Origin of the sequence: Pseudomonas sp. CFBP13509 (genome assembly GCF_005233485.1) — a bacterium.
Lineage (GTDB): Bacteria > Pseudomonadota > Gammaproteobacteria > Pseudomonadales > Pseudomonadaceae > Aquipseudomonas > Aquipseudomonas marginalis.
This window is the reverse complement of sequence record NZ_QGAA01000001.1, coordinates 384,895-408,171: the sequence shown is the minus strand read 5'-3', so window position 1 is coordinate 408,171 and position 23,277 is coordinate 384,895. Positions and strand designations below refer to the sequence as shown.

The 23,277-nt window shown below is 60.7% G+C and carries 23 protein-coding genes; 7 read left to right on the top strand and 16 right to left on the bottom strand.

Features of this window, described 5'->3' with window-relative positions:
- The first annotated feature begins 244 nt into the window (after nucleotides 1-244).
- The gene (erdR, locus tag PspCFBP13509_RS01995) at nucleotides 245-895 is read left to right on the top strand and encodes a response regulator transcription factor ErdR (RefSeq protein ID WP_065926510.1); all 651 of its coding nucleotides are present in this window, start codon (nucleotides 245-247) and stop codon (nucleotides 893-895) included.
- Nucleotides 896-970: 75 nt separating this feature from the next.
- A complete protein-coding gene (locus PspCFBP13509_RS01990; protein WP_065938722.1) occupies nucleotides 971-1,333 on the top strand; it encodes a diacylglycerol kinase in 363 nt (120 codons plus the stop codon).
- Between the two features lie 3 nt (nucleotides 1,334-1,336).
- Here the strand turns inward: PspCFBP13509_RS01990 and PspCFBP13509_RS01985 are convergent, their stop codons facing one another.
- A complete protein-coding gene (locus PspCFBP13509_RS01985; RefSeq protein ID WP_053137418.1) occupies nucleotides 1,337-2,263 on the bottom strand; it encodes a LysR family transcriptional regulator in 927 nt (308 codons plus the stop codon).
- A gap of 124 nt (nucleotides 2,264-2,387) precedes the next feature.
- On the opposite strand from PspCFBP13509_RS01985, the gene fpr reads away from it, so the two are divergent.
- Nucleotides 2,388-3,167 (top strand): ferredoxin-NADP reductase, encoded by a 780-nt coding sequence (gene fpr / locus PspCFBP13509_RS01980; protein WP_003172178.1) that lies wholly within the window; start codon nucleotides 2,388-2,390, stop codon nucleotides 3,165-3,167.
- A gap of 115 nt (nucleotides 3,168-3,282) precedes the next feature.
- Here the strand turns inward: fpr and tsaA are convergent, their stop codons facing one another.
- From tsaA to PspCFBP13509_RS01945, 7 genes are all read right to left on the bottom strand, one after another.
- Nucleotides 3,283-3,978, bottom strand: coding sequence for a tRNA (N6-threonylcarbamoyladenosine(37)-N6)-methyltransferase TrmO (gene tsaA, locus PspCFBP13509_RS01975; protein ID WP_065926508.1), 696 nt, complete (start codon nucleotides 3,976-3,978; stop codon nucleotides 3,283-3,285).
- Between the two features lie 70 nt (nucleotides 3,979-4,048).
- On the bottom strand, nucleotides 4,049-4,510 hold the full coding sequence (locus PspCFBP13509_RS01970) for a DUF1456 family protein (protein ID WP_065926507.1): 462 nt from the start codon (nucleotides 4,508-4,510) through the stop codon (nucleotides 4,049-4,051).
- 69 nt (nucleotides 4,511-4,579) lie between these two features.
- A complete protein-coding gene (locus PspCFBP13509_RS01965) occupies nucleotides 4,580-5,290 on the bottom strand; it encodes an rRNA pseudouridine synthase (RefSeq protein ID WP_027604539.1) in 711 nt (236 codons plus the stop codon).
- Nucleotides 5,291-5,361: 71 nt separating this feature from the next.
- On the bottom strand, nucleotides 5,362-5,835 hold the full coding sequence (locus PspCFBP13509_RS01960; RefSeq protein WP_065926506.1) for a GNAT family N-acetyltransferase: 474 nt from the start codon (nucleotides 5,833-5,835) through the stop codon (nucleotides 5,362-5,364).
- A gap of 99 nt (nucleotides 5,836-5,934) precedes the next feature.
- Nucleotides 5,935-7,275: a 30S ribosomal protein S12 methylthiotransferase RimO gene (gene rimO, locus PspCFBP13509_RS01955; RefSeq protein WP_065926505.1), complete on the bottom strand. Its 1,341-nt coding sequence runs from the start codon at nucleotides 7,273-7,275 to the stop codon at nucleotides 5,935-5,937.
- A gap of 169 nt (nucleotides 7,276-7,444) precedes the next feature.
- A complete protein-coding gene (locus PspCFBP13509_RS31475) occupies nucleotides 7,445-7,648 on the bottom strand; it encodes a type II toxin-antitoxin system YafQ family toxin (protein ID WP_065926504.1) in 204 nt (67 codons plus the stop codon).
- 75 nt (nucleotides 7,649-7,723) lie between these two features.
- Entirely contained in the window at nucleotides 7,724-8,014 is a 291-nt protein-coding gene (locus PspCFBP13509_RS01945) for a type II toxin-antitoxin system RelB/DinJ family antitoxin (RefSeq protein ID WP_074844204.1), read from the bottom strand.
- Nucleotides 8,015-8,381: 367 nt separating this feature from the next.
- Between PspCFBP13509_RS01945 and PspCFBP13509_RS01935 the strand changes: the two genes are divergently transcribed.
- The 3 genes from PspCFBP13509_RS01935 (at nucleotide 8,382) to PspCFBP13509_RS01925 (ending at nucleotide 12,082) form a co-directional block, all read left to right on the top strand.
- Nucleotides 8,382-10,283 carry a potassium transporter Kup gene (locus PspCFBP13509_RS01935; RefSeq protein ID WP_027604535.1) on the top strand — a complete coding sequence of 634 codons (1,902 nt, stop codon included), beginning with the start codon at nucleotides 8,382-8,384 and terminating at the stop codon, nucleotides 10,281-10,283.
- Nucleotides 10,284-10,519: 236 nt separating this feature from the next.
- Complete coding sequence (locus PspCFBP13509_RS01930) at nucleotides 10,520-11,626, top strand: NADH:flavin oxidoreductase/NADH oxidase (protein WP_074844206.1); 1,107 nt, start codon at nucleotides 10,520-10,522, stop codon at nucleotides 11,624-11,626.
- Between the two features lie 270 nt (nucleotides 11,627-11,896).
- The gene (locus tag PspCFBP13509_RS01925; RefSeq protein ID WP_065926501.1) at nucleotides 11,897-12,082 is read left to right on the top strand and encodes a hypothetical protein; all 186 of its coding nucleotides are present in this window, start codon (nucleotides 11,897-11,899) and stop codon (nucleotides 12,080-12,082) included.
- Between the two features lie 47 nt (nucleotides 12,083-12,129).
- Here the strand turns inward: PspCFBP13509_RS01925 and PspCFBP13509_RS01920 are convergent, their stop codons facing one another.
- The 8 genes from PspCFBP13509_RS01920 to PspCFBP13509_RS01885 form a co-directional block, all read right to left on the bottom strand.
- Nucleotides 12,130-13,755 (bottom strand): glucan biosynthesis protein D, encoded by a 1,626-nt coding sequence (locus PspCFBP13509_RS01920; RefSeq protein WP_137211490.1) that lies wholly within the window; start codon nucleotides 13,753-13,755, stop codon nucleotides 12,130-12,132.
- Between the two features lie 361 nt (nucleotides 13,756-14,116).
- The gene (locus tag PspCFBP13509_RS01915; protein ID WP_137211489.1) at nucleotides 14,117-15,541 is read right to left on the bottom strand and encodes a gamma-aminobutyraldehyde dehydrogenase; all 1,425 of its coding nucleotides are present in this window, start codon (nucleotides 15,539-15,541) and stop codon (nucleotides 14,117-14,119) included.
- A gap of 86 nt (nucleotides 15,542-15,627) precedes the next feature.
- Nucleotides 15,628-16,437 (bottom strand): ABC transporter permease, encoded by an 810-nt coding sequence (locus tag PspCFBP13509_RS01910; protein ID WP_025856826.1) that lies wholly within the window; start codon nucleotides 16,435-16,437, stop codon nucleotides 15,628-15,630.
- Nucleotides 16,427-17,356 (bottom strand): ABC transporter permease, encoded by a 930-nt coding sequence (locus PspCFBP13509_RS01905; protein ID WP_027604529.1) that lies wholly within the window; start codon nucleotides 17,354-17,356, stop codon nucleotides 16,427-16,429. The genes PspCFBP13509_RS01910 and PspCFBP13509_RS01905 overlap by 11 nt, the downstream gene beginning before the upstream one ends.
- A gap of 1 nt (nucleotide 17,357) precedes the next feature.
- Nucleotides 17,358-18,392 (bottom strand): ABC transporter ATP-binding protein, encoded by a 1,035-nt coding sequence (locus tag PspCFBP13509_RS01900; RefSeq protein ID WP_137211488.1) that lies wholly within the window; start codon nucleotides 18,390-18,392, stop codon nucleotides 17,358-17,360.
- A 182-nt stretch (nucleotides 18,393-18,574) separates the two neighbouring features.
- Nucleotides 18,575-19,726, bottom strand: coding sequence for a putative ABC transporter substrate-binding protein YdcS (ydcS, locus tag PspCFBP13509_RS01895; protein WP_065926496.1), 1,152 nt, complete (start codon nucleotides 19,724-19,726; stop codon nucleotides 18,575-18,577).
- Nucleotides 19,727-19,797: 71 nt separating this feature from the next.
- Nucleotides 19,798-21,255, bottom strand: coding sequence for a gamma-aminobutyraldehyde dehydrogenase (locus tag PspCFBP13509_RS01890; RefSeq protein ID WP_178084534.1), 1,458 nt, complete (start codon nucleotides 21,253-21,255; stop codon nucleotides 19,798-19,800).
- A 132-nt stretch (nucleotides 21,256-21,387) separates the two neighbouring features.
- Entirely contained in the window at nucleotides 21,388-22,299 is a 912-nt protein-coding gene (locus PspCFBP13509_RS01885) for a LysR family transcriptional regulator (RefSeq protein ID WP_065926494.1), read from the bottom strand.
- 168 nt (nucleotides 22,300-22,467) lie between these two features.
- On the opposite strand from PspCFBP13509_RS01885, the gene PspCFBP13509_RS01880 reads away from it, so the two are divergent.
- Complete coding sequence (locus tag PspCFBP13509_RS01880; RefSeq protein WP_137211486.1) at nucleotides 22,468-23,172, top strand: tellurite resistance TerB family protein; 705 nt, start codon at nucleotides 22,468-22,470, stop codon at nucleotides 23,170-23,172.
- Nucleotides 23,173-23,277 lie beyond the last annotated feature (105 nt).

Below are 23,277 nucleotides of genomic sequence, written 5' to 3'. Positions count from 1 at the left end.
CGTTTGCATGATGGCACCGTAAACCTGCATGCCGCTAAAATGCCCATGGGCGTAGTGCTTGACCCCCCAGGCTGCGCTGGGCATGCTGAGCGCCGATTGGGGTGCAACCGTGAGTTTTCGACGTCGTTCCAAGTGCTTTTGACGTTGAACGTACCCTGTGGCGATGGCTGCCTGGCCGTCGCCTTGTGTATTGGTGAACCCCGAACCCATCGGGGCTGCCATAAAAAACAGGATCATTTAATCAATGGCCACATACGAAATCCTGATAGCCGATGACCACCCGCTGTTTCGCAGTGCGCTCCATCAGGCCGTGACCCTGGGCCTTGGCCCGGACGTGCGCCTGGTTGAAGTGGCCAGCATTGCCGAGCTGGAAGCCCGCCTTACCGAAAAATCCGATTGGGACCTGGTGCTGCTCGACCTGAACATGCCCGGCGCCTACGGTTTTTCGGGGCTGGTGCTCCTGCGTGGGCAATACCCGCAGATCCCCGTGGTGATGGTCTCTGCCCAGGAAGATGCCGACGTGGTGGTGCGTTCCAAGGAGTTTGGCGCCAGCGGCTTCATTCCAAAGTCCAGCGCGATGGAAGATATTCAGAAGGCCGTGCGCGCAGTGTTGGACGGTGATGTGTCCTGGCCGCCGCAAGCGTTTGAACACATCAACGTGTCCGACGAAGCCAAGGCCGCCCGTGATGGCTTGGCCAGCCTGACACCCCAGCAGTTTCGAGTGCTGACCATGGTCTGCGAAGGTTTGCTGAACAAGCAGATCGCCTATGAGCTGAGTGTGTCGGAAGCGACCATCAAGGCTCATGTCACGGCAATCTTTCGCAAATTGGGGGTGCGTACGCGGACCCAGGCGGCGCTGCTCTTGCAACAACTTGAGTCAATTGCTCAGCATTAAGTTGTTACCGATTCACGCTTTTTTGACTTTGCGTGATCTAGTTTCCCCACTCCTTTGGTTCAGTTGCCTACGTCTATGTCGCCTTTCAAGGGTCAAACCGGTCTCAAACGTATCTTCAATGCAGGGGGCTATTCCCTGGATGGCCTGCGCGCGGCTTTCACCGGTGAGGCGGCGTTCCGTCAACTGGTCTTGTTGAACGTCATCCTGATCCCGCTGAGTTTTTTCCTGCATGTCAGCCGTGTTGAGCGCGCGCTGCTGATTGCGGTGTGCCTGTTGGCCTTGATCGTTGAATTGCTCAATTCGGCGGTAGAAGCGGCGATCGACCGTATTTCCCTCGATCGCCACCCCTTGTCGAAAAACGCCAAGGACATGGGCAGCGCCGCGCAATTCGTGGCGTTGACCATGATCACCCTGGTGTGGGCCGTGATCCTGATCTGACGATCAGGCAATGCTCGGCAGCACGATCTCGTCGCTGCGCTGAACCCCGGCAGTGAAGGCGCGGCACAGCTCCAGGAACTCCCGCATGGCGGAGGTCTGGTATTTCTGTTTATGCCAAATGAAGTAGAACTGTCGGGCCAGGTCCAGGTCCGGGGTTTCTACCGGCACCAGGCTGCCACGGCGAAATGCATCGCGCAGCGCCAGCCGAGAAATACACCCAATGCCCAAACCCGATTCCACCGCCCGTTTGATCGCCTCGGTGTGCTCCAGCTCCAGGCGGATATTCAGCGCGCTGCGGTGATGGCGCATGGCCTGGTCAAAGGTCAGGCGGGTGCCGGAGCCTTGTTCCCGCAGGATCCAGGCCTCATGGGTCAATTCTTCCAGGGTGGCCACGCCGCGCTTGGCCAGGGGGTGCTGAGGTGCACAAAACACCACCAGCTCATCTTCCACCCAGGTTTGCACCTCGATATCCGGGTGGCTGCAGTCGCCTTCGATTAGACCCAGGTCAATTTCGTAGTGCGCAACTTGGTGCACGATATTGGCAGTGTTCTGCACATGCAGCTTCACCTGGCTTTCGGGGTGCTGCTGCATGAAGCTGCCGATCAGCAGGGTGGCCAGGTAATTGCCAATGGTCAGGGTAGCGCCGACCGCCAGGGAGCCGAAGCCGGACTTACCGTTGAGCAGGTCTTCGATCTCCTTGGCCTGGTCCAACAGCGCCACCGCTTGGGGCAACAGCTGATGGCCCAAGGCGTTGAGACTCAGGCGTTTACCGGCACGGTCGAATAATTGGCAGCTGGATTGACGCTCCAGCTCCGTAATCGAGGTGCTGGCGGCGGATTGAGATAAGGCCAGAAGGCCAGCAGCGCGGGAGACGCTTTCCTGCTGGGCGACGGCGACGAAGACTTGCAGTTGACGGAGAGTAAATCGCATATCGATATAACCGATAACCCTTATCTTAATAATCCAGTTAACAGATATTGTCGCCGCCATTAGAATGCTGTGCAATTGCGCACTTCATCTTTGGCGCAGACCCATTTCCAGGAGTCCCCCGTACATGAGCAACATGAACCACGAGCGTGTCCTCAGTGTTCATCACTGGAACGACACTCTGTTCAGCTTCAAGTGCACCCGCGATCCGGGCCTGCGCTTCGAGAACGGTCAGTTCGTGATGATCGGCCTGCAACAGCCCAACGGCCGCCCGCTCATGCGCGCTTACTCCATTGCCAGCCCGAACTGGGAAGAGCATCTGGAGTTCTTCAGCATCAAGGTGCCGGATGGCCCGCTGACTTCCCAATTGCAGCACTTGAAGGAAGGCGACGAGATCATCATCAGCAAAAAACCGACAGGCACCCTGGTGCTTGACGATTTGAAGCCGGGCAAACACCTCTACCTGCTCAGCACCGGTACTGGCCTTGCTCCGTTCATGAGCGTGATCCAGGACCCGGAAACCTACGAGCGCTTTGAAAAAGTGATCCTGTGCCACGGCGTGCGCTACGTCAACGAAGTCGCTTACCGCGAATTCATCACCGAGCACCTGCCGCAGAACGAGTTCTTCGGCGAGGCCCTGCGTGAGAAGCTGATCTACTACCCGACCGTGACCCGCGAGCCGTTCGAAAACGAAGGCCGCCTGACCGACCTGATGCGCAGCGGCAAGCTGTTCAGCGACATCGGCCTGCCACCGATCAACCCCGAGGACGACCGCGCCATGTTGTGCGGCAGCCCAAGCATGTTGGACGAGACCAGCGAAGTGCTGAACAGCTTCGGCCTGAAAGTTTCGCCACGCATGCGTGAGCCGGGTGATTACTTGATCGAGCGCGCGTTCGTCGAGAAATAACTGCGGTAAAAAATGTGGGAGGGGGCTTGCTCCCGATGGCGATGGGTCAGTCGATATACACGTTGACTGATCCACCGCCATCGGGAGCAAGCCCCCTCCCACATTGGGTTCCGGTTTATCCCGCTGGCACCACTTCCAACACACAAATCATCCCGGCCTCTGGATAGTGCCAGCGCACATCCACATCCCAGAACTGCGCCCCGTATTCGCGTTCAGGCCCTGGCGTCTGGTACGCCGGCCGTGGATCCTGTGCCAGACACTGATCGATCAACTCCACCAACGGCTCCCCAAGGCGCTGGGCATGGCCTTGTGCCTGCTGCAGTGCGCTCTTCAGCCACTGCACGGGAATCAGCTGCGGCGCACCACTGGCGATGCTGTTGGTGGCTGTGTCGATGATGTCGGCGTAGGGCACATACGGCTTGATATCCAATACCGGGGTGCCATCGAGCAAATCGATCCCGGAGATCCACAGCCGGCCCGGCTCCACCTTGTCCAGCTTGACCACTGACTGGCCAATCCCGTTGGGCCGATGAGTCGCGCGGGTCGCAAACACGCCCATGGACGTGTTGCCGCCCAGGCGGGGCGGGCGCACTTTCAGGCGGGGCTTGTCCTCCAGGGCCTGGTGGAACAGAAACAACAGCCACACATGGCTGACCTGCTCCAGGCCCTGTACCGCCTCGCCCTGGTCGAACGGCGCCACCAACTCCAGCACGCCCCGCGCGGCAGGCGCCAGTTGCGGTTGGCGCGGAATGGCGAACTTCTCCTTGAAGCAGGAGCGTACGAAACCGACGGGCGAGACCTGGTAGGCCATTACTGGAGCCTCAAGTTGCAAGCCGCAAGCCACAAGCTTTTAACTTGCAGCTTGAAGCTTATGGCTGTTCTTATGCTCTGACGCGCAGCGTCAGGCCCTTGAGGAAGTTACGCAGCAACTGGTCGCCACAGGTGCGGTAGTTGGTGTGGCCGAACTTGCGGAACAGCGCGCTCAGCTCAGGCTTGGACACCGGGAATTCGGCAGCCTTGAGGATGGCGTGCATGTCGTCCTCCTTCAGTTCGAAGGCCACACGCAGTTTCTTGAGGATGATGTTGTTGGTCACCGGGGTTTCGATCGGCTGCGGCGGACGGCTTTCGTCCTTGCCGCGCTTGAAGATCACCAGGCCATCGAGGAAGTGGGCCATGACCTCATCCGGACAGAACACAAAGCCTTCTTCTTCGTCTTTCTTGAGGTAGGTCAGCAGGTCTTCCTTGGTCACGTCCATGCCGCCGAGCTTGATAAGCTCGACCATCTTGTTGTCGCTGATGTCGAGCATGTAGCGCACGCTGCGCAGTACGTCGTTGTGAATCATGGTGGGCAATCCTGGTTTTCAACGGTGGGCGCCGCCGGGTGGGGCGGTGCCTGGAAAGGGGGAGGCTGTTTAGAACTTTTCTTTGCCGGACAGATAACGCCATTGGCCAACCGGCACTTTGCCGATGGACACGCCGCCGATGCGAATGCGGCGGATAGCGACGACTTTCAGGCCAACGGCTTCGCAGAACAGGGCGATCACGCCTGGTTGCGGGTTTTTCATCGCAAAGCGCAGGCGATTTTCGTTCTGCCAGCTGGCTTTTACGGCTGGCAGCTCTTTGCCTTTGTAGGTCAGGCCGTGGTTCAGGCGGTTGAGGCCGTGGGCAACCATGTCGCCTTCAACCTCCACCACGTATTCCTGCTCGATCTTGGCTGCATCGGCGGTCAACTTGCGCAGGATCTTCCAGTCCTGGGTAAACACCAGCAGGCCGCTGGCCTTGGCCTGCAGGTCGGCGCTGGCGGTCAGGCGCAGGAAGTGGCCCTTGAGCGGACGCTTGCTGAAGCGGTGTTCCTCCGAGAGGGTTTCGGCGCTGATCGAGGCCATTGCCGTCTCGGCATCGACACCAACCGGGGCGTGGAACAGGATGGTCACCGGCTCTGGCGCAGTGGCCTTGGCCTCCGGGTCCAGTTCGACCTTCTGGGTGGTGATCTTGAATTGCGGCTCGTCGATCACTTCACCGTCCACCGAGACCCAGCCGCCTTCGATAAACAGCTCAGCCTCCCGACGGGAGCAACCGACCAGTTCGATAAGGCGTTTGGAGAGGCGTATGGGGTCAGTCATGACAAGGGCCGTAACAAAAGGGGGCGGCTATTGTACCTGTGTGGGCGCGGTTAATCCCGGCCCCATTTCATTTAGCCCTGACGGGCGTTTTGTTGTTGCTGGCGCAGGCGCAGGTGCAGCAACGGATAGGGCTGGCCCAGGCCGTCATGCTCGGTGCGTCCGACCACTTCGAAACCCTGCTTGAAATAGAACCCCAAGGCTTGGGGATTCTGCTCGTTAACGTCGAGTTCGTCGGCGTTCATGCGCTCGATTGCATAACGCAGCAACTGCCGGCCGAGGCCTTGCCCGCGGTATTGCGGGTCGATAAACAGCATCTCCACCTTACCGCACGCCACCCCGGCAAACCCGGTAATACGCTGGCGTGCGTCTTTGGTGCAGATCAGCATCACCGAATCCAGGTAGCGGGTCAGCAGCAGGTTTTTCAGCAATATGATGTAACTGTCCGGCAAAAAATCATGGGTGGCCCGCACCGAGGCCTCCCAGATGCGCGCCAACTCCGCGTAGTCGCTGGCTTTAGGTGTGTGGATAACCGAATGCTGACGCATGCCCGCTGCCCCTTGCGATGATTGGCGCTGATGGGCAAAAGATAGACCTAAAAAAGCCCCGCATCTTGTCCAGAAGCAGGGCTTTTCAAGTTTTTTCGATCAGTCGCGCTTTTCAGCCCACAGATCGTACTCATCAGCGTCGGTCACGGTGCACCAGACCTTGTCACCCGGCTTCAAGCCGCTGGCATCGTCGATAAACACGTTACCGTCGATTTCCGGTGCATCGAAGAAGCAACGGCCGACTGCGCCTTGCTCGTCGACTTCGTCGATCAGCACTTCGATTTCCTTGCCGATACGCAGTTGCAGGCGCGCCGAGCTGATTGCCTGTTGGTGCGCCATGAAGCGCTCCCAACGGTCCTGCTTGACGTCATCCGGGACCACGGCCAGGTCCAGCAGGTTGGCCGGGGCACCTTCCACGGGCGAGTACTGGAAGCAACCCACACGGTCCAGTTGCGCGTCGGTCAGCCAGTCCAGCAGGTACTGGAAGTCTTCTTCGGTTTCGCCGGGGAAGCCGACGATGAAGGTCGAACGGATGATCAGCTCGGGGCAGATCTCGCGCCAGTTCTTGATGCGCGCCAGGGTCTTGTCTTCGAAGGCCGGGCGTTTCATGGCCTTGAGCACTTTCGGGCTGGCGTGCTGGAACGGGATGTCCAGGTACGGCAGGATCTTGCCGGCGGCCATCAACGGGATCAGCTCGTCCACGTGCGGGTACGGGTAGACGTAGTGCAGGCGCACCCACACGCCCAGGCTGCTGAGGGCTTCGCAGAGCTCGGTCATGCGGGTTTTCACCGGCGCGCCGTTCCAGAAGCCGGTGCGGTATTTCACGTCGACGCCGTAGGCGCTGGTGTCCTGGGAGATCACCAGCAGCTCCTTGACGCCGGACTTGACCAGGCGCTGGGCCTCGTCGAGTACGTCACCCACCGGACGGCTGACCAGCTTGCCGCGCATCGACGGGATGATGCAGAAGCTGCAGCTGTGGTTGCAGCCTTCGGAAATCTTCAGGTACGCATAGTGACGCGGGGTCAGCTTGATGCCTTGAGGCGGTACCAGGTCGATCAGCGGGTTGTGATCCTGGCGCGGCGGCACCACGTCGTGCACGGCATTGACCACCTGCTCGTACTGCTGCGGGCCGGTCACGGCCAGTACGCTGGGGTGCACGTTGCGGATATTGCCTTCTTCCACACCCATGCAGCCGGTCACGATGACCTTGCCGTTTTCCTTGATGGCTTCGCCGATCACTTCCAGGGACTCTGCCTTGGCCGAGTCGATAAAGCCGCAGGTGTTGACCACCACCACATCGGCGTCCTGGTAAGTGGACACCACGTCATAGCCTTCCATGCGCAGTTGCGTGAGGATGCGTTCGGAATCGACCAGAGCCTTCGGGCAACCCAGGGAAACAAAGCCAACCTTGGGGTTGGCTTTTGCGATGGTGGTGGACATGTCTAACCTCGGTATTGAATGACGCCGCCAGTCGGGCACGACAGGGCTGCGGACGGGCGCTTGCCGCGCCTCTGATCAAAAAGTGCGCAATTCTAGCGACGGGCAACGCACTTGACCAGCTTTATGCAGGGAAATGCGACGAGTGCTGCGTCATTCGATTCGCCAATCACTACGCGAACAATTCCGCGTGACTCCCCAAGTCCACAAAGGTGGTCAGGTCAGCCCGCGATTGTTCATAAATCATCAGAAAATCACCGCCGATGTGGCACTCTCTGAAACCGTCCCAATTCCCGGTAAGCGCATGGTCTCGATACTCGGCGGGTAGTTGTTCGCCTAAAAAAAGCATCACCATCACCACCCGGACCTCATTCATATCCCGACGCCCGGCACGTTTGTAGCGTTCCCAGACTTTTTAAACTCAGGCGTCTGCGCGCATTGGTTTGGCAGGTCAGCGCGCTTTTGTTTCTTCTCCTGTTTCGCCATCAGTGTCCCTTAGCATGTCGTCGATCGAGTCAAACTGGCGACGTATCGCATGCGCTTGTGCCATGGCACGAGCGGTCTTCTGCGAAGGAACCCGCACCTCAAACGGTATTCCCTGTGTTGTCACGACCTGGCGGAGGAAAAGACGCATGGCGTCACTGAGGCTAAGCCCACAGGCATTGAGCACAGCAGTGGCACGCTCCTTCAAATCCTCATCGATGCGGCATCGCACGTCAGTAGTCTTCAGTAATGCAGGCATATCATGACTCCCTCTCAAAGTTGTAGCTACGTTGTGGCTACAGCCAGAGTATGAGACAGCCCATAAAATTTGATCAAACGCTTTTTGTTCCCAGCACGCCGCTATGCAACCCATGCGTCGGAAATCGCGAAGTCCGTAAAAAGCGAAAAACCTAGCGTTGGAACTAAATGACGTCAATGCAGGCAAAAAGACTCCAGCTTTATGCAGGGAAATACGACGACTGCTGCGCTATGCTTCGCGCCGTTGCGCACGGGGAAAACCCTTGGGTCAATAAAACGTCTGTTACGAGAAGTAAAACAGCGCATGCTAGGGTCAGCTTAGACGCGCTGTTTATAAGAGACCTCAGGTCAAAGGGCAGGAGTGGTTGATGGGTCAGGCAAGTAGTCAGGCAGCAGGTGCCGAGCATTCCAACGCAAAGCCGATCGGCATGCTGGTGGCAGCGGTCGGGGTGGTTTACGGCGATATCGGTACCAGCCCGCTCTATACCCTCAAAGAGGTGTTCAACGGCGGTTATGGGGTGCAGGTCAACCATGACGGTGTGCTGGGGATCCTGGCGCTGATCTTCTGGTCGTTGATCTGGGTGGTGTCGATCAAGTACATGCTGTTCGTGCTGCGCGCCGATAACCAGGGCGAAGGCGGCATCATGGCCCTGACCGCGTTGGCGCGAAGGGCGGCGGGGGAGCGCAAGAAGTTACGCAGTTTCCTCGTGGTGTGCGGCCTGTGCGGTGCGGCGTTGTTCTATGGCGACAGCATGATCACCCCGGCGATTTCGGTGCTGTCGGCCATTGAAGGCCTGGAGCTGGCGTTCGACGGCCTGGAAAAATGGGTGGTGCCGATCGCCCTGGTGGTGCTGGTGGCGCTGTTCCTGATCCAGAAGCACGGTACCGACCGCATCGGCAAGCTGTTCGGGCCGGTGATGGTGACCTGGTTCCTGGTGCTGGGTGGCCTCGGTGTGTATGGCATTACCCTGCACCCTGAAGTGCTCAATGCCCTGAACCCGATGTGGGGCGTGCGTTTCTTCGAGGCCCACCCTGGCATTGGCGTGGCGATCCTCGGTGCGGTAGTGCTGGCGTTGACCGGTGCCGAGGCGCTGTATGCCGACATGGGCCACTTCGGCCGCAAACCCATCGCCCGCGCCTGGTTCATCCTGGTGTTGCCGGCGTTGGTGCTCAATTATTTCGGCCAGGGCGCCATGCTGCTGGGCGACCCGGAAGCCGCACGCAACCCGTTCTACCTGCTGGCGCCAAGTTGGGCGCTGATCCCGCTGGTGGTGTTGTCCACCCTGGCCACGGTGATTGCGTCCCAGGCGGTGATTTCCGGTGCGTTTTCGTTGACGCGCCAGGCGATCCAGTTGGGTTATATCCCGCGTATGCATATCCAGCACACCTCAAGCGCCGAACAGGGCCAGATCTATATCGGTGCGGTGAACTGGTCGCTGATGGTCGGCGTGATCCTGCTGGTGCTGGGTTTCGAGTCCTCCAACGCACTGGCGTCGGCCTACGGCGTGGCGGTGACGGGGACCATGCTGATGACCACCATCCTGGTGTCGGCAGTCATGCTGTTGCTGTGGAAATGGCCACCGATTCTGGCCGTACCGGTCCTGGTCTGCTGCCTGTTGGTGGACGGGCTGTACTTCGCGGCCAACGTGCCGAAGATCATCCAGGGTGGCGCCTTCCCGGTATTGGCGGGGATTGTGCTGTTCGTGCTGATGACCACCTGGAAGCGCGGCAAGCAATTGCTGGTGGACCGCCTCGACGAAGGTGGCCTGCCGTTGCCGATCTTCATCAGCAGCATCCGCGTGCAGCCGCCGCATCGCGTGCAGGGTACCGCCGTGTTCCTTACCGCGCGCCCGGACGCCGTGCCCCATGCGCTGTTGCACAACCTGTTGCATAACCAGGTGCTGCATGAACAGGTGGTGTTGCTGACGGTGGTCTACGAAGACATCCCGCGTGTCCCGGCCTCACGGCGCTTCGAGGTGGATTCCTACGGCGAGGGGTTCTTTCGCGTGATCCTGCACTTCGGCTTTACCGATGAGCCGGATGTCCCCGAAGCCTTGAAGCTGTGCCATTTGGACGGCCTGGATTTCAGTCCGATGCGCACCACGTACTTCCTCAGCCGTGAAACCGTCATCGCCTCCCGCATCAAGGGCATGGCCCGTTGGCGCGAAGCGTTGTTTGCATTCATGCTCAAGAACGCCAACGGCAACCTGCGGTTCTTCAAGCTCCCGGTCAACCGAGTGATCGAATTGGGCACCCAGGTCGAAATGTAAGCCTGCGCGGTACGGGAGCCGGCAATCGGCTCCCGCTTTACGTCTGAACCCTGTGCAATCCACGGTTGTCGACTAGGCTCTAAGCACTGTTGTGTAGGAGCGGGGGGGACGCCTAGTCCTTGCCCGCGAAAAACGTCACGGTAACGCGTTAATCCTGGATAAACGCGGCGCCTATGAGGCCTTCGCGAGCTAGCTCGTTCCTACAAAAGTGCCCAAAAGCCAAGAAGAGGTGCGCCATGAGTCAGCTGCTCGAACCCTATACCCTGCGTCAATTGACCCTGCTCAACCGCATCGCCGTGTCGCCGATGTGTCAGTACTCAAGTGTCGATGGCCTGGCCAACGACTGGCACCTCGTCCACCTCGGCAGCCGCGCGGTCGGTGGCGCCGGGCTGATATTCACCGAAGCTACCGCCGTAACCGCCGATGGTCGCATCACGGCCGAAGACCTGGGCCTGTGGAACGACGAACAGATCGAACCCCTGCGGCGCATCACACGGTTTATCGCCGCCCAGGGCGCGGTGGCGGGCATCCAGCTGGCCCATGCCGGGCGCAAGGCCAGCACCCACCGCCCATGGATCGGCAAGCACGGCAGCGTCAAGCCGCAAGACGGTGGCTGGGTGCCGGTGGGACCGTCGCCGATTGCCTTTGACCCGCAGCACACCCAACCCAAGCCTTTGGATGAGGCGCAGATCCAGCAAGTGATCGCCGACTTTGTCGCCGCCGCCAGGCGCGCCCTGACCGCCGGTTTTGAAGTGGTGGAAATCCATGCCGCCCATGGTTACCTGCTGCATCAATTCCTCTCGCCCATCAGCAACCAGCGTCAGGACCAGTACGGCGGCTCCTTCGAGAACCGTATCCGCCTGGTGCTGCAAGTGACCCAGGCGGTGCGCGAAGCCTGGCCCCAGGAGCTGCCGCTGTTCGTGCGGGTGTCGGCCACCGACTGGGTGGAAGACGGCTGGAACCCTGATGAAACCGTGGAGCTCGCGCGCCGTCTCAAAGACCTGGGCGTGGACCTGATCGACGTGTCTTCCGGTGGCACTGCCGCCAACGCCGAAATCCCCACCGGCCCCGGTTACCAGACGCGCTTTGCCGAGCGTGTACGCAAGGAATCGGGCATCGCCACCGGCACCGTCGGCATGATCACCGAGCCGGCCCAGGCCGAACACATCCTGCGTACCTGCCAGGCCGACATCATCTTCCTGGCGCGTGAACTGCTGCGTGACCCTTACTGGCCGTTGCATGCCGATGATGATCTGGGTGGGCGCAAGGCCATTTGGCCGGCTCAGTACCAACGAGCGACCCATCGGGACCAACCGATTCATGAGTCTGACTTGAGGGATTGATCCTGCGTCGGCGCCCTCGAAACCCACCTTGAACCGGTGGGTTTTTTTTGCCTGCTGCTGTGGGATGGGGTTGTAGGTATTTGTTACCGAAGTGATTTTTTAAGTGAATGCTCTAAAAAAATCCCACACGTAACGAGATTGTTTCTACGCTTAGGGTACGACTGATTTCTGGCCCAGGGAGTCAGTCTGTTTGTACAGCGAGGCATTGCGCTCCCCGGGAAACGGTTTGTGGGCACAGGAGTTTTTGATCGATATCAGGAGAAACAGTCCATGGCCAAGTCCTATGGTGTAGCGGGTGCGGTGGTGTCTTTTTTTACCCGCAGGGTGTCCTTGCGTGGCCGCAGGTTGAGTTCGGACGAAGCCGAATTACTGGCGCAGTATCGCGCGCTGACCGAAAGCGATCAGGTAGCGATGCGGTATCTGATTGGAGCGATGAAGAGTGTGTCGCGGTTCTGATGCTGTGCGCGAGGATCGTTCCCACGCGAGCGTGGGAACGATCTGGATCAGGTGTACTTGCGCTGCTCCGGTGCCGGCGGGAAGTACTGATACAACCAGGTTTCACTCAGGGTGCGGTCCTGGGTGCGAATAAACAGCCGCAGTTCCACCGGCTCCACGCTGTCGCTGGTCGGGTACCAGTCGAACAGGATGCGGTAGCCCTTGATGTTGTCGAGCACCAGCACGCTGAAGTCTTTCACTTCGCCGTGGGAGCAGGTCACCACCGGCTCGATCCCGGTGCCGGCCGGCAAACGGTCCAGGCCGCCGCCCTTGAAGTCCACGGCGAACCGGCGCGCCCACACTGGCGGGTAGTGCTCGCCCGGTGCCCAACCTTCGATAAAACCGCCCATGCCGGAACGGGTCGCGTCGACTTGCGCCAGCGGCGTGCTGACCGGGGGCAGGGCGCTCCAGTACAGCTTGTAGCCATAGTTGAGTGAGTCGCCGGCCGCCACCGGCTTTTTCGGGGTCCAGAAGGCCACGATGTTGTCCAGGGTCTCACCGGTGGTGGGGATTTCCAACAGGTCGATCGAGCCTTCGCCCCAGGCGGTGGTCGGTTCGACCCACAGGCTTGGACGCTTGCTGTACCAGTCGACGGTGTCCTGGTAGCTGGCGAACTCATGGTCGGTCTGCACCAGGCCGAAACCTTTCGGGTCGGTGTCGGCGAACGCATTGAACTGCAGCTTGGCCGGGTTATTCAACGGGCGGCAAATCCACTCGCCATTACCCCGCCACATCGCCAGGCGGTCCGAATCGTGGATCTGTGGGTGGATGGTGTCGCACATGCGGCGTTCGTGGGTGCCGCAACTGAACATGCTGGTCATGGCGGCGATGCCCAACTGTTCGATGGCAGTGCGGGCATTGATGTTGGCGTCGATGGCCATCACCACTTGGTTGGCCTGGCAGTCGATATCGAAGCGATAGGCGCCGGTGGCGCTCGGCGAGTCGAGCAGGGCGTAGACCACAAAGCGGGTCGCGTTCTTGTCCGGGGTCTCGAACCAGAACTGCGTGAAGTCGGGGAACTCCTCGCGTTTCTTCGCGTAGGTATCAATCGCCAGTCCGCGTGCGGAAAGGCCGTACTGGCCGGTGGAATCCACCGCGCGGAAGTAGCTGGCGCCGAGAAACGACAGCACGTCATGGCGATCCAGTTCCGGCGCCTTGAACAACTTGAAGCCGGAGAAACCCAGGTCGCCGGTCAGCTGTTTAGTGTCGACGGTGGTTTTTTCATAATTGAACAGTGAGGGGCGGAAATGCACTTCCCGGGCTTCACGGGTCTTGGGGTCGACGCTGTGCATGCGCACCGGCGTCTTGAAGCCCATGCCGACGTGGAAGAACTGCACGTCGAGTTGGCCGTTCAATTCCTTCCACAGCGAATGGTTGCCGTCGTAGCCGATGGCGTTGAAATTCTGCGGGGTCATGGTCGCCAGGGTGGGCGGCAGCACCTGTTTGGTGTCTTTATACGCGGTTCCGGCGAGTTGTTTGGCTTGGGCCTTGAGCGTTTCAAAATCGAACGCCACGGCCTTGCCATCGGCGGCACGGTTCCCGGCCCAGGCCTGCGCGGCAAGCAGGCCGCTGGCCGATAAACCGGTGTAGGCCGCAATGGCCATGGAGGCTTTGAGCAAATTCCTGCGGTGCATAGAGACAACCTGTCGTGAGCAAATCCCGCGCCGTTCCTGGCACGTGCTGGATCAGAAATTACGGTTCGGACATGCCTTCGGCCAAACACAACGGACATTAAACAGACGCCGGATAGCTTAAGCGGTTCGATGACGTAGGAAAATTGATTGATGGCGGGGTGATTGCATTGCAAATGCGACAAGACATTTCCGACGCTGTGAGCGAACACATTACCCACGAATTATGAAGATCCAAATGTAGGAGCGAGCTTGCTCGCGAAGAACGTCAACGATAACGCGGACATTCTGACTAACCGCGGTGCGCTTGCGTTCTTCGCGAGCAAGCTCGCTCCTACAATAAAGCGTTACGGCACTTGGGCGATCAGTGCTTGAACATCACATGCCGAACCGTGGTGTAGTCCTCCAAGCCATACATGGACATATCCTTGCCATACCCCGACAGTTTCTGACCACCGTGAGGCATTTCGCTGACGAGCATGAAATGGGTGTTTACCCAGGTGCAGCCGTACTGCAAACGCGCGGCCAGGCGGTGGGCGCGTCCTACGTCGGCGGTCCATACCGATGACGCCAACCCGTAGTCCGAATCATTGGCCCAGCCCAGTACCTGCGCCTCATCGGTGAATTTGGTTACCGACACCACCGGCCCGAACACCTCGCGGCGCACGATTTCATCGTCCTGTTGCGCATCGGCGAGCACGGTCGGCTCAAAGAAGAAACCATTGCCTTCCACCGCCTTGCCACCGGTGACCAGGCGGATATGCGGCTGCGCCACGGCGCGTTCGACAAACCCGGCAACCCGGTCGCGGTGTTGCGCGGTGATCAACGGGCCCAGCTCAGTGGCCGGGTTATCCTGCAAGCCGTATTTGATGCTGGCGACCGCCGCGCCGAGCTTCTCCACAAAGGCGTCGTAGATGTCCGCCTGCGCATAAATCCGGCACGCTGCGGTGCAGTCCTGGCCGGCATTGTAGAAGCCAAAGGTACGAATGCCTTCCACCGCTGCATCGATATCCGCATCGTTGAAGATGATCACAGGCGCCTTGCCGCCCAGCTCCATATGCATGCGCTTCACGCTGTCGGCGGTGCTGGAGATGATATTCGCACCGGTGGCGATGGAACCGGTCAGCGACACCATGCGCACTTTCGGGTGGTTCACCAGCGGACTGCCCACGGTAGGCCCACGGCCGAACACCAGGTTGAGTACTCCGGCCGGGAAAATCTCCGACGCCAACTCGACCATCCGCAACGCGGTCAGCGGGGTTTGCTCCGACGGCTTGAGCACCACGGTATTGCCCGCGGCCAGGGCCGGTGCGATTTTCCAGGCGACCATCATCAGTGGGTAGTTCCACGGCGCGATGGACGCGATCACGCCCACCGGGTCGCGACGGATCATCGAGGTGTGGCCGGGCAAGTATTCACCGCCGGCCGAACCGCTCATGCAACGGCTGGCGCCAGCGAAGAAGCGGAACACGTCGGCAATCGCCGGGATCTCGTCGTTCAGCGCGGCGCTGTAGGGCTTGCCGCAGTTGTCCGATTCCAGCTTGGCCAGTTCTTCGCCGTGGGCTTCGATCACGTCGGCCAGTTTCAGCAGCAACAGCGAGCGATCCTTGGGCGCGGTTTGCGACCAGCCTTCGAAGGCCGCATCGGCGGCGCGCACGGCGGCGTCGACCTGGGCTTCGCTGGCTTCTTTGATTTCCACCAGCACGCGGCCCAATGCCGGGTTGAACACCGCTTGCGCCGGGCCTTCGCCTTCGACGAGGTGGCCGTTGATCAAGAGTTTGGTTTGCATGGTTCAGTCCTCCAAAAAGCGATCGTTATGTCACTGAATAAACCGGCTCTGAATGTGGGAGAGGGCTCGGTGTCTTCAATAAAAAATTATTTACCACCACTCCCGGCCACGCTTTCACCGCCGCGGGTCAGGTAATAGGCGCCCAGGATCGGGAACATCGTCACCAGCATCACCAGCATCGCGACCACATTGGTCACCGGCACATCCCGTGGCCGGCTCAATTGGTTGAGCAACCACAGCGGCAACGTACGCTCGTGGCCGGCGGTGAAAGTGGTGACGATGATTTCGTCGAACGACAGCGCAAACGCCAGCATGCCGCCGGCCAGCAGCGCCGAGCCGAGGTTGGGCATGATGATGTAGCGGAAGGTCTGCCAGCCGTCGGCGCCCAGGTCCATCGAGGCTTCGATCAGGCTGTGGGACGTACGGCGCAGGCGGGCAATGACGTTGTTGTAGACGATCACCACGCAGAACGTCGCGTGGCCGACGATGATGGTGAACATCCCCGGCTCGATGCCTAATGTCTTGAACGTCGCCAGCAGTGCAATACCGGTGATGATCCCCGGCAGCGCAATCGGCAGGATCAACATCAGCGACACACCTTGCTTGCCAAAGAACTCGCGGCGATACAGCGCCGCCGAGGCCAGGGTGCCCAGCACCATGGCAATCAGGGTGGCGATGGCGGCGATCTGCAACGACAGCTTGATCGCTTCCAGCACATCCGGCCGGGCGAAGGCCACGCTGAACCACTTCAGGGTAAAGCCCTGGGGCGGAAAGCTGAACGCGGCTTCCTCGGTGTTGAAGGCGTAGAGGAAGATGATCAGGATCGGGAAGTGCAGGAATACCAACCCGCCCCAGGCTGCGATCTTCAAGCCTAATGATGATTTCTCAGAGTGCATCGAAGGCCCCCAGGCGTTTGACGATGGACAGGTAAACCGCGATCAGCACGATCGGTACCAGGGTGAACGCCGCCGCCATGGGCATATTGCCGATGGCGCCTTGCTGGGCGTAGACCATTCCGCCGACGAAGTAACCCGGCGGACCCACCAGTTGCGGCACGATGAAATCGCCCAGGGTCAGCGAAAACGTGAAGATCGAACCGGCGGCAATCCCCGGCACCGACAGTGGCAGGATCACCTGCATGAAGGTCTGGCGCGGCTTGGCGCCGAGGTCGGCGGAGGCTTGCAGCAGCGACGGCGGCAAGCGCTCCAGGGACGCCTGGATCGGCAGGATCATAAAGGGCAGCCAGATATAGACGAACACCATGAAACGCCCCAGGTGCGAGGTGCTCAAGGTGCTGCCGCCCACGCCGGGAATGCCCAGCACGAACTGCAATACCGGTTCCAGGCCCAGGTGCTGCACGAACCACTGCGCCACTCCACCTTTGGCCAGCAGCAACGTCCAGGCATACGCCTTGACGATGTAGCTGGCCCACATCGGCATCATCACCGCGATATAGAAGAACGCCTTGGTCTTGCCCGTGGTGTAGCGCGCCATGTAGTAGGCGATCGGGAAGGCGACGATGGCGCTGGCGATCGACACCACGATCGCCATGCCCAGGGTGCGCAGGATGATGTCGAAGTTCGAAGGCTGGAACAGCGCGGCGAAGTTGGCCAGGGTCAGGTCCGGGGTGACCGCCATGGTGAAGTCGTCAAAGGTATAGAAGCCTTGCCATAGCAGGGTCAGCAACGAACCCAGGTAGATCGCGCCGAACCAGATCAGCGGCGGAACCAGCAGCATCGCCAGGTACAGGTTGGGCTTGCGGTACAGCAGGTTGGAAAACCTGCGCATCGGCGGTTGGGAAAGGGCCAGGCTCATGTCACACCTCGCCTGCGCGGTCAGTCAGCGGCGTCATGGCTTCTCGCGCCCAGCGGGCGGTGATGGACTGGCCGACCTGATGGCCGCTGCTGATGTCCAGCCACTGGTTGTTGGCCTGGCTGATGTTCAGCGCCTGGCCGTTTTCCAGTTTCAGTTCATAGCGGGTGGCGCTGCCCTGGTACTGGATGTCGTGCAGCAGGCCGCTGATTTCCACTTCGCCGGCGCCCAGCGGGCCCTCGGCAAACCGTACGTGTTCCGGGCGAATCGAAAACGGCTGCGCACTGCCGCTGAGGCGCTGGGCCAACTCGCCGCGAATCACGTTGGAGGTGCCGACGAACTCGGCGACGAACGCGGTGGTCGGTTTCATATACAGGTTGCGCGGGGTGTCGACCTGTTCGATACGGCCCTTGTTGAACACCGCCACACGGTCGGACATCGACAGCGCTTCGGTCTGGTCGTGGGTGACGAAGATAAAGGTGATGCCGAGCTGGCGTTGCAGCTTCTTCAGCTCGCTTTGCATCTGTTCGCGCAGCTTGAGGTCGAGGGCGCCCAAGGGTTCATCGAGCAGCAACACGCGGGGGCGATTGACCAGGGCACGGGCCAAGGCCACTCGTTGGCGTTGGCCGCCGGAGAGCTGTACCGGCTTGCGCTCGCCGTAGCCACCGAGGGCGACCATCCCCAAGGCTTCTTCGGCGCGGTTGAGGCGTTCGGTCTTGCCCACGCCTTTGACCTTGAGGCCATAGGCGACGTTGTCGCGCACGTTCATATGGGGGAACAGTGCGTAATCCTGGAATACCGTGTTTACGTCACGCTGATACGGCGGCAAGCCAGCGGCTTCCTCGCCATGAATGCGGATCGAGCCTGCGCTCGGTTGCTCGAAACCGGCGATCAGGCGCAGGCAGGTGGTCTTGCCCGAGCCGGATGGGCCGAGCATGGAAAAGAACTCGCCGTCCTGGATATCGATGGAAACCCGGTCAACGGCCTTCACTTCGCCGAACTGACGGGAAACGTGGGTGAATTGGACTGCAAGCGTCATGGTGCGGTGCTCCAAAAAGGCGCGTTTTGGATAAAAATAAAATCGTAGGAGGTGCTCAGAAATCGCAGCCTCGTTTCACTCGACACCTCCTACCAACGGTGTAGGAGCAGTAAAGATCCGTAGCAGCTGCCGAGGCACGAGGCTGCGTTGGGCCGCGAAGCGGCCCCTGAGGGTCAGATGGCTTAGCGCCCGCCCATGATCGCGATGTAGTCCTGGGTCCAGCGGCTGTACGGCACGAACTTGCCGCCCTCGGCCTGCGGGGTTTTCCAGAAGGCGATCTTGTCGAACTGGTCGAAGCCGTTGGTCTTGCAACCCTCGGCGCCGAGCAGTTCGCTTTCCTTGCAGGCTGCGGGCACCGCCGGCAGCGAGCCGAACCAGGCGGCGACATCGCCCTGGACTTTCGGCTGCAGCGACCAGTCCATCCACTTGTAGGCGCAATTCGGGTGCTTGGCCTCGCTGTGCAACATGGTGGTGTCGGCCCAGCCGGTGGCGCCTTCCTTGGGAATGGTCGAAGCAATCGGCTGCTTCTCGTTCTGCAGGCCGTTGACCTGATACGGCCAGGCGCTGGAGGCCACCACGCCTTCGTTCTTGAAGTCGCTCATTTGCACGGTGGTGTCATGCCAGTAGCGGTGGATCAACGGCTGCTGCGCGCGCAACAGGTCGAGCACGGCCTTGTACTGGGTTTCGGTCAGTTCATAGGGGCTCTGGATCCCCAGTTCCGGCTGGGTGCTCTTGAGGTACAGCGCCGCATCGGCGATGTAGATCGGACCGTCATAGGCCTGCACGCGACCTTTGTTCGGCTTGCCGTCCGGCAGGTTCTGCGCATCGAACAGCACATTCCAGCTGGTGGGCGCGGTCTTGAACACGGTGGTGTTGTACATCAGCACGTTCGGCCCCCACTGGTACGGGGTGCCGTAGGTCTGCTGGCCCACCACGTACCACGGCGCATCCTTGAGGCGCGGGTCGATGTTCTTCCAGTTGGGGATCAACGCCGTGTTGATTGGTTGCACACGCTTGCCAACGATCAACCGCAGCGACGCATCCCCGGACGCGGTGACCAGGTCATAACCGCCCTTGGCCATCAAACTAACCATTTCGTCAGAGGTGGCGGCGGTTTTCACGTTGACCTTGCAGCCGGTTTCCTTCTCGAAACCTGTGACCCAGTCGTAGGCCTTGTCGCTTTCGCCACGTTCGATATAGCCGGGCCAGGCGACGATATCCAGCTGGCCTTCACCAGCGCCCACCGCCTTGAGCGGTTCGGCGGCCTGGATACTGACGCTGGCCAGCAGCGCGGTGGTCAAGGCACTGAGCAGTGCGGTCTTATGCGCAGACATGGGGATTCCCTCTTCTTTAATTATGGTCGGGGCAGTGTGTGAAGCCGTGACGCATGAGCTTAGTTGTTGTTTTAAAGATGCTGGCCGTGGCGGGCCATGATGTGGCGCACCACGCTGTAGTCCTGTAGCGAATCGCTGGACAGATCTTTCCCATACCCCGAGCGCTTCAAGCCGCCGTGGGGCATTTCGCTGACCAGCATGAAATGGCTGTTGATCCAGGTGCAGCCGTATTGCAGGCGCGCGGCGACCTGCATGGCCTTGTCCAGGTTCTGGGTCCAGACGGAGGAGGCCAGGCCGTATTCGGAATCGTTGGCCCAGTCCACCGCCTGTTCCAGTTCGTCGAAGCGGGTCACGGTGACCACCGGGCCGAACACTTCGCGCTGGACGATTTCATCGTTCTGCTTGCAACCGGCGAGCAGCGTCGGCTGGTAATAGAAGCCGGCCCCGGAATGCACGGCCGCGCCGGTGACCCGCTCGATATGCGGCTGGCCCAGGGCGCGCTCGACAAAGCTGGCCACGCGGTCGCGCTGGCGTGTGCTGATCAGCGGGCCGAGTTCATTATCGGCATCGCGCTTGCCGGCGAAGCGCAGGCTGCTGACGGCTGCGCCCAGCTCGGCGACCAATTTGTCGTGGATGCCCGCCTGAGCATAGATGCGGCACGCCGCGGTGCAGTCCTGGCCGGCGTTGTAGTAACCGTAGGCACGTACGCCTTCGACCACGGCTTGCAGATCGGCGTCGTTGCACACGATCACCGGCGCCTTGCCGCCCAATTCCAGGTGTGTGCGTTTGAGGGTCTTGGAGGCGGCCTGCAGGATTTTCTGGCCGGTGACGATGTCGCCGGTCAGCGAGACCATGCGCACCTTGGGGTGGCTGACCAAATGGCTGCCGACGCCTTCACCGCCACCGCACAGAATGTTGATGACCCCGCGTGGTAACACGTCCTTCAGGACCGGAGCCAATGCGAGGATCGACAGCGGCGTGTGTTCCGACGGCTTGAACACCAAGGTATTACCGGCCGCCAGCGCCGGGGCGATCTTCCACGCGGCCATCATCAGCGGGTAGTTCCACGGCGCAATCGAGGCCACCACGCCAATCGGATCGCGGCGCACCATGCTGGTGTAGCCCGGCAGGTATTCGCCGCTGAGCTGGCCGGTCTGGCAGCGCACGGCGCCGGCGAAGAAGCGGAACACATCGATGGTGGCGCTCAAGTCGTCCTGGCGCGCCAGGTGCAACGGCTTGCCGCAGTTAAGCGATTCCAGGCGGGCCAGATAGTCGGCGTGTTTCTCGATGGCGTCCGCGATGCCCAGCAGGATGTTGGAGCGTTGTTGCGGCGTGGTCCGCGACCAGCCGGCAAAAGCGCGGTGTGCGGCGAGGATCGCACTTTCGACCTGCTCGGTGCTGGCTTCGGCGATCTGGGTGAGCACTTCGCTGGTGGCCGGGTTGAGGATCGGCTCGGCAACGCCCTGGCCCTGGACCAGTTCGCCGTCGATCAGCAACGCAGTGAGCAGCGGGGTTGGCGCGCCGGACATTTTTCGTGATCTCTTTTCTTGTGTGGTCATGGGCGTTCTCTTACAAGGCGCATGACCTTCTCCTATGAATAAACAGAGACTAGAGGCCAGGCGTGAGGTCAACAAATACTAAATACTGAATGCAGCATTCGATTAAATAGATGGCTTGCGCGGGTGTGGTTGTTCCCGCGCAACGGTGAGGAACGGATCCACCAAGGCTGGTCGCGCGGTGCCTCGACGCCAGGCCAGGCCGACGTCCAGGGTCTGGCTGAGGTCGGCAATCGGCCGCGCTTCAATAATGTCGCCCTCCAGGGACCAGGGGCGGTAGGTCATGTCCGGTTGGATCGATACGCCCAGGCCTGCGGCCACCAGGCTGCGCACGGCCTCGGTGGAGGCGGTGCGCAGGGTCACGCGCGGTTGCAGGCCGGCTGCTGCCCACAGGCGCTGGGCGTTATGCCCCATTTCGTCGACGTTCAGCTGAATCAACGGCTCGCTTGCCACGTCGGCGAGGTTGATGCTGTCGTGCTCCAGCAGCGGATGTTGCGCCGGTAGCCACAGGCGGTGGGGCGAGTGGGTGAGGACTTCGGTCTGCAGGGCGTGGCGGTCTTCCAGGTTGGAGAGGATCAGCACGCCCACATCGATCTCGCCGCTGACCAGCAAATGCTCGATATACGGGCGTTCGTCTTCCATCACGCGGATCTCCACGTTGGGGTAGGCGCGCTGGAAGCGGGTGAGCAAATCCGCCAGGTAGTAGCCGGCGACCAGGCTGGTCACGCCGATGATCAACTGCCCGGCGACCTGGTCGGTGCTCTGTTGCAGGCTGCGCTTGGCATTGTCGACGGTGGCGAGGATCAAGTGCGCCTGGCGCAGGAACTGATGGCCTTGGTGCGTGAGGGTCATGCCCTTGGCGTGGCGGTTGAACAGGGTGACGCCGATTTCCTGCTCCAGTTGCTGGATCGCCAGGGTCAGGGTGGACTGGGAAATGAACGCGGTCTGCGCGGCGGCGGAGATCGAACCGGTCTCGGCCACGGCGATAAAATGCCGGATTTGACGCAAGGTCATCATGCTGGAATTACCAGTGGGGTGTTTTTATAGATTTATCCGAGTGTATATCGATTTAAGCGAAGGGCAGCGGCGTTACATCTGGAAGCACTCTAGATCGCGGCTTTTTGGCACTTAGTTTTACGCTGAGGGCCTATTGGTCCTATGAACACTAGTGTCTGGAGGCTACGAATGAATACCCGTGGATTGCTCGATCAGTTGCTCAAGTCCGGCCAGGACATGTTGCAGAACAAAACCGGCGGCCAGCGCAAGCAGGACGATAAAGGCGCCCTCGGCGGGCTGCTCGGCGGCGGTCTGGGCAGCCTGCTCGGCGGTGCGGGCGGTGGCGCCCTGGCGGCGGGTGCCATGGGCCTGTTGCTGGGCAACAAGAAGGCGCGCAAGTTTGGCGGCAAGGCCCTGACCTATGGCGGGCTGGCCGCGTTGGGCGTGATTGCCTACAAAGCCTACGGCAACTGGCAGGCCAAGCAGGCCAACGCGCCTCAGGGCGAACCGCAAACCATCGACCGCCTGCCACCGGCCCAGGTCGAGCAGCACAGCCAGGGGATCCTCAAGGCATTGGTCGCCGCCGCCAAGGCCGACGGCCATGTGGATGAGCGTGAACGCGCACTGATCGAAGGTGAATTCACCAAGCTGGACAACGACCGCGAACTGCAAAGCTGGCTGCACGCCGAATTGAACAAGCCGCTGGACCCGGCCGACGTCGCCCGCGCCGCCGGCACCCCGGAAATGGCTGCCGAGATGTACATCGCCAGCGTGATGCTGGTGGACGAGGAGAACTTTATGGAAAAGGCGTATCTGGACGAATTGGCCCGCCAACTCAAGCTCGAGCCGGGCTTGAAGCTGGAACTGGAAAAGCAGGTACGGCTTAACCAATAACCGACGAGTGTACGCAATGTGGGAGGGGGCTTGCCCCGATAGCGGTAGACCAGTTGGAGTATTTGCAGCTGTTCCACCGCAATCGGGGGCAAGCCCCCTCCCACA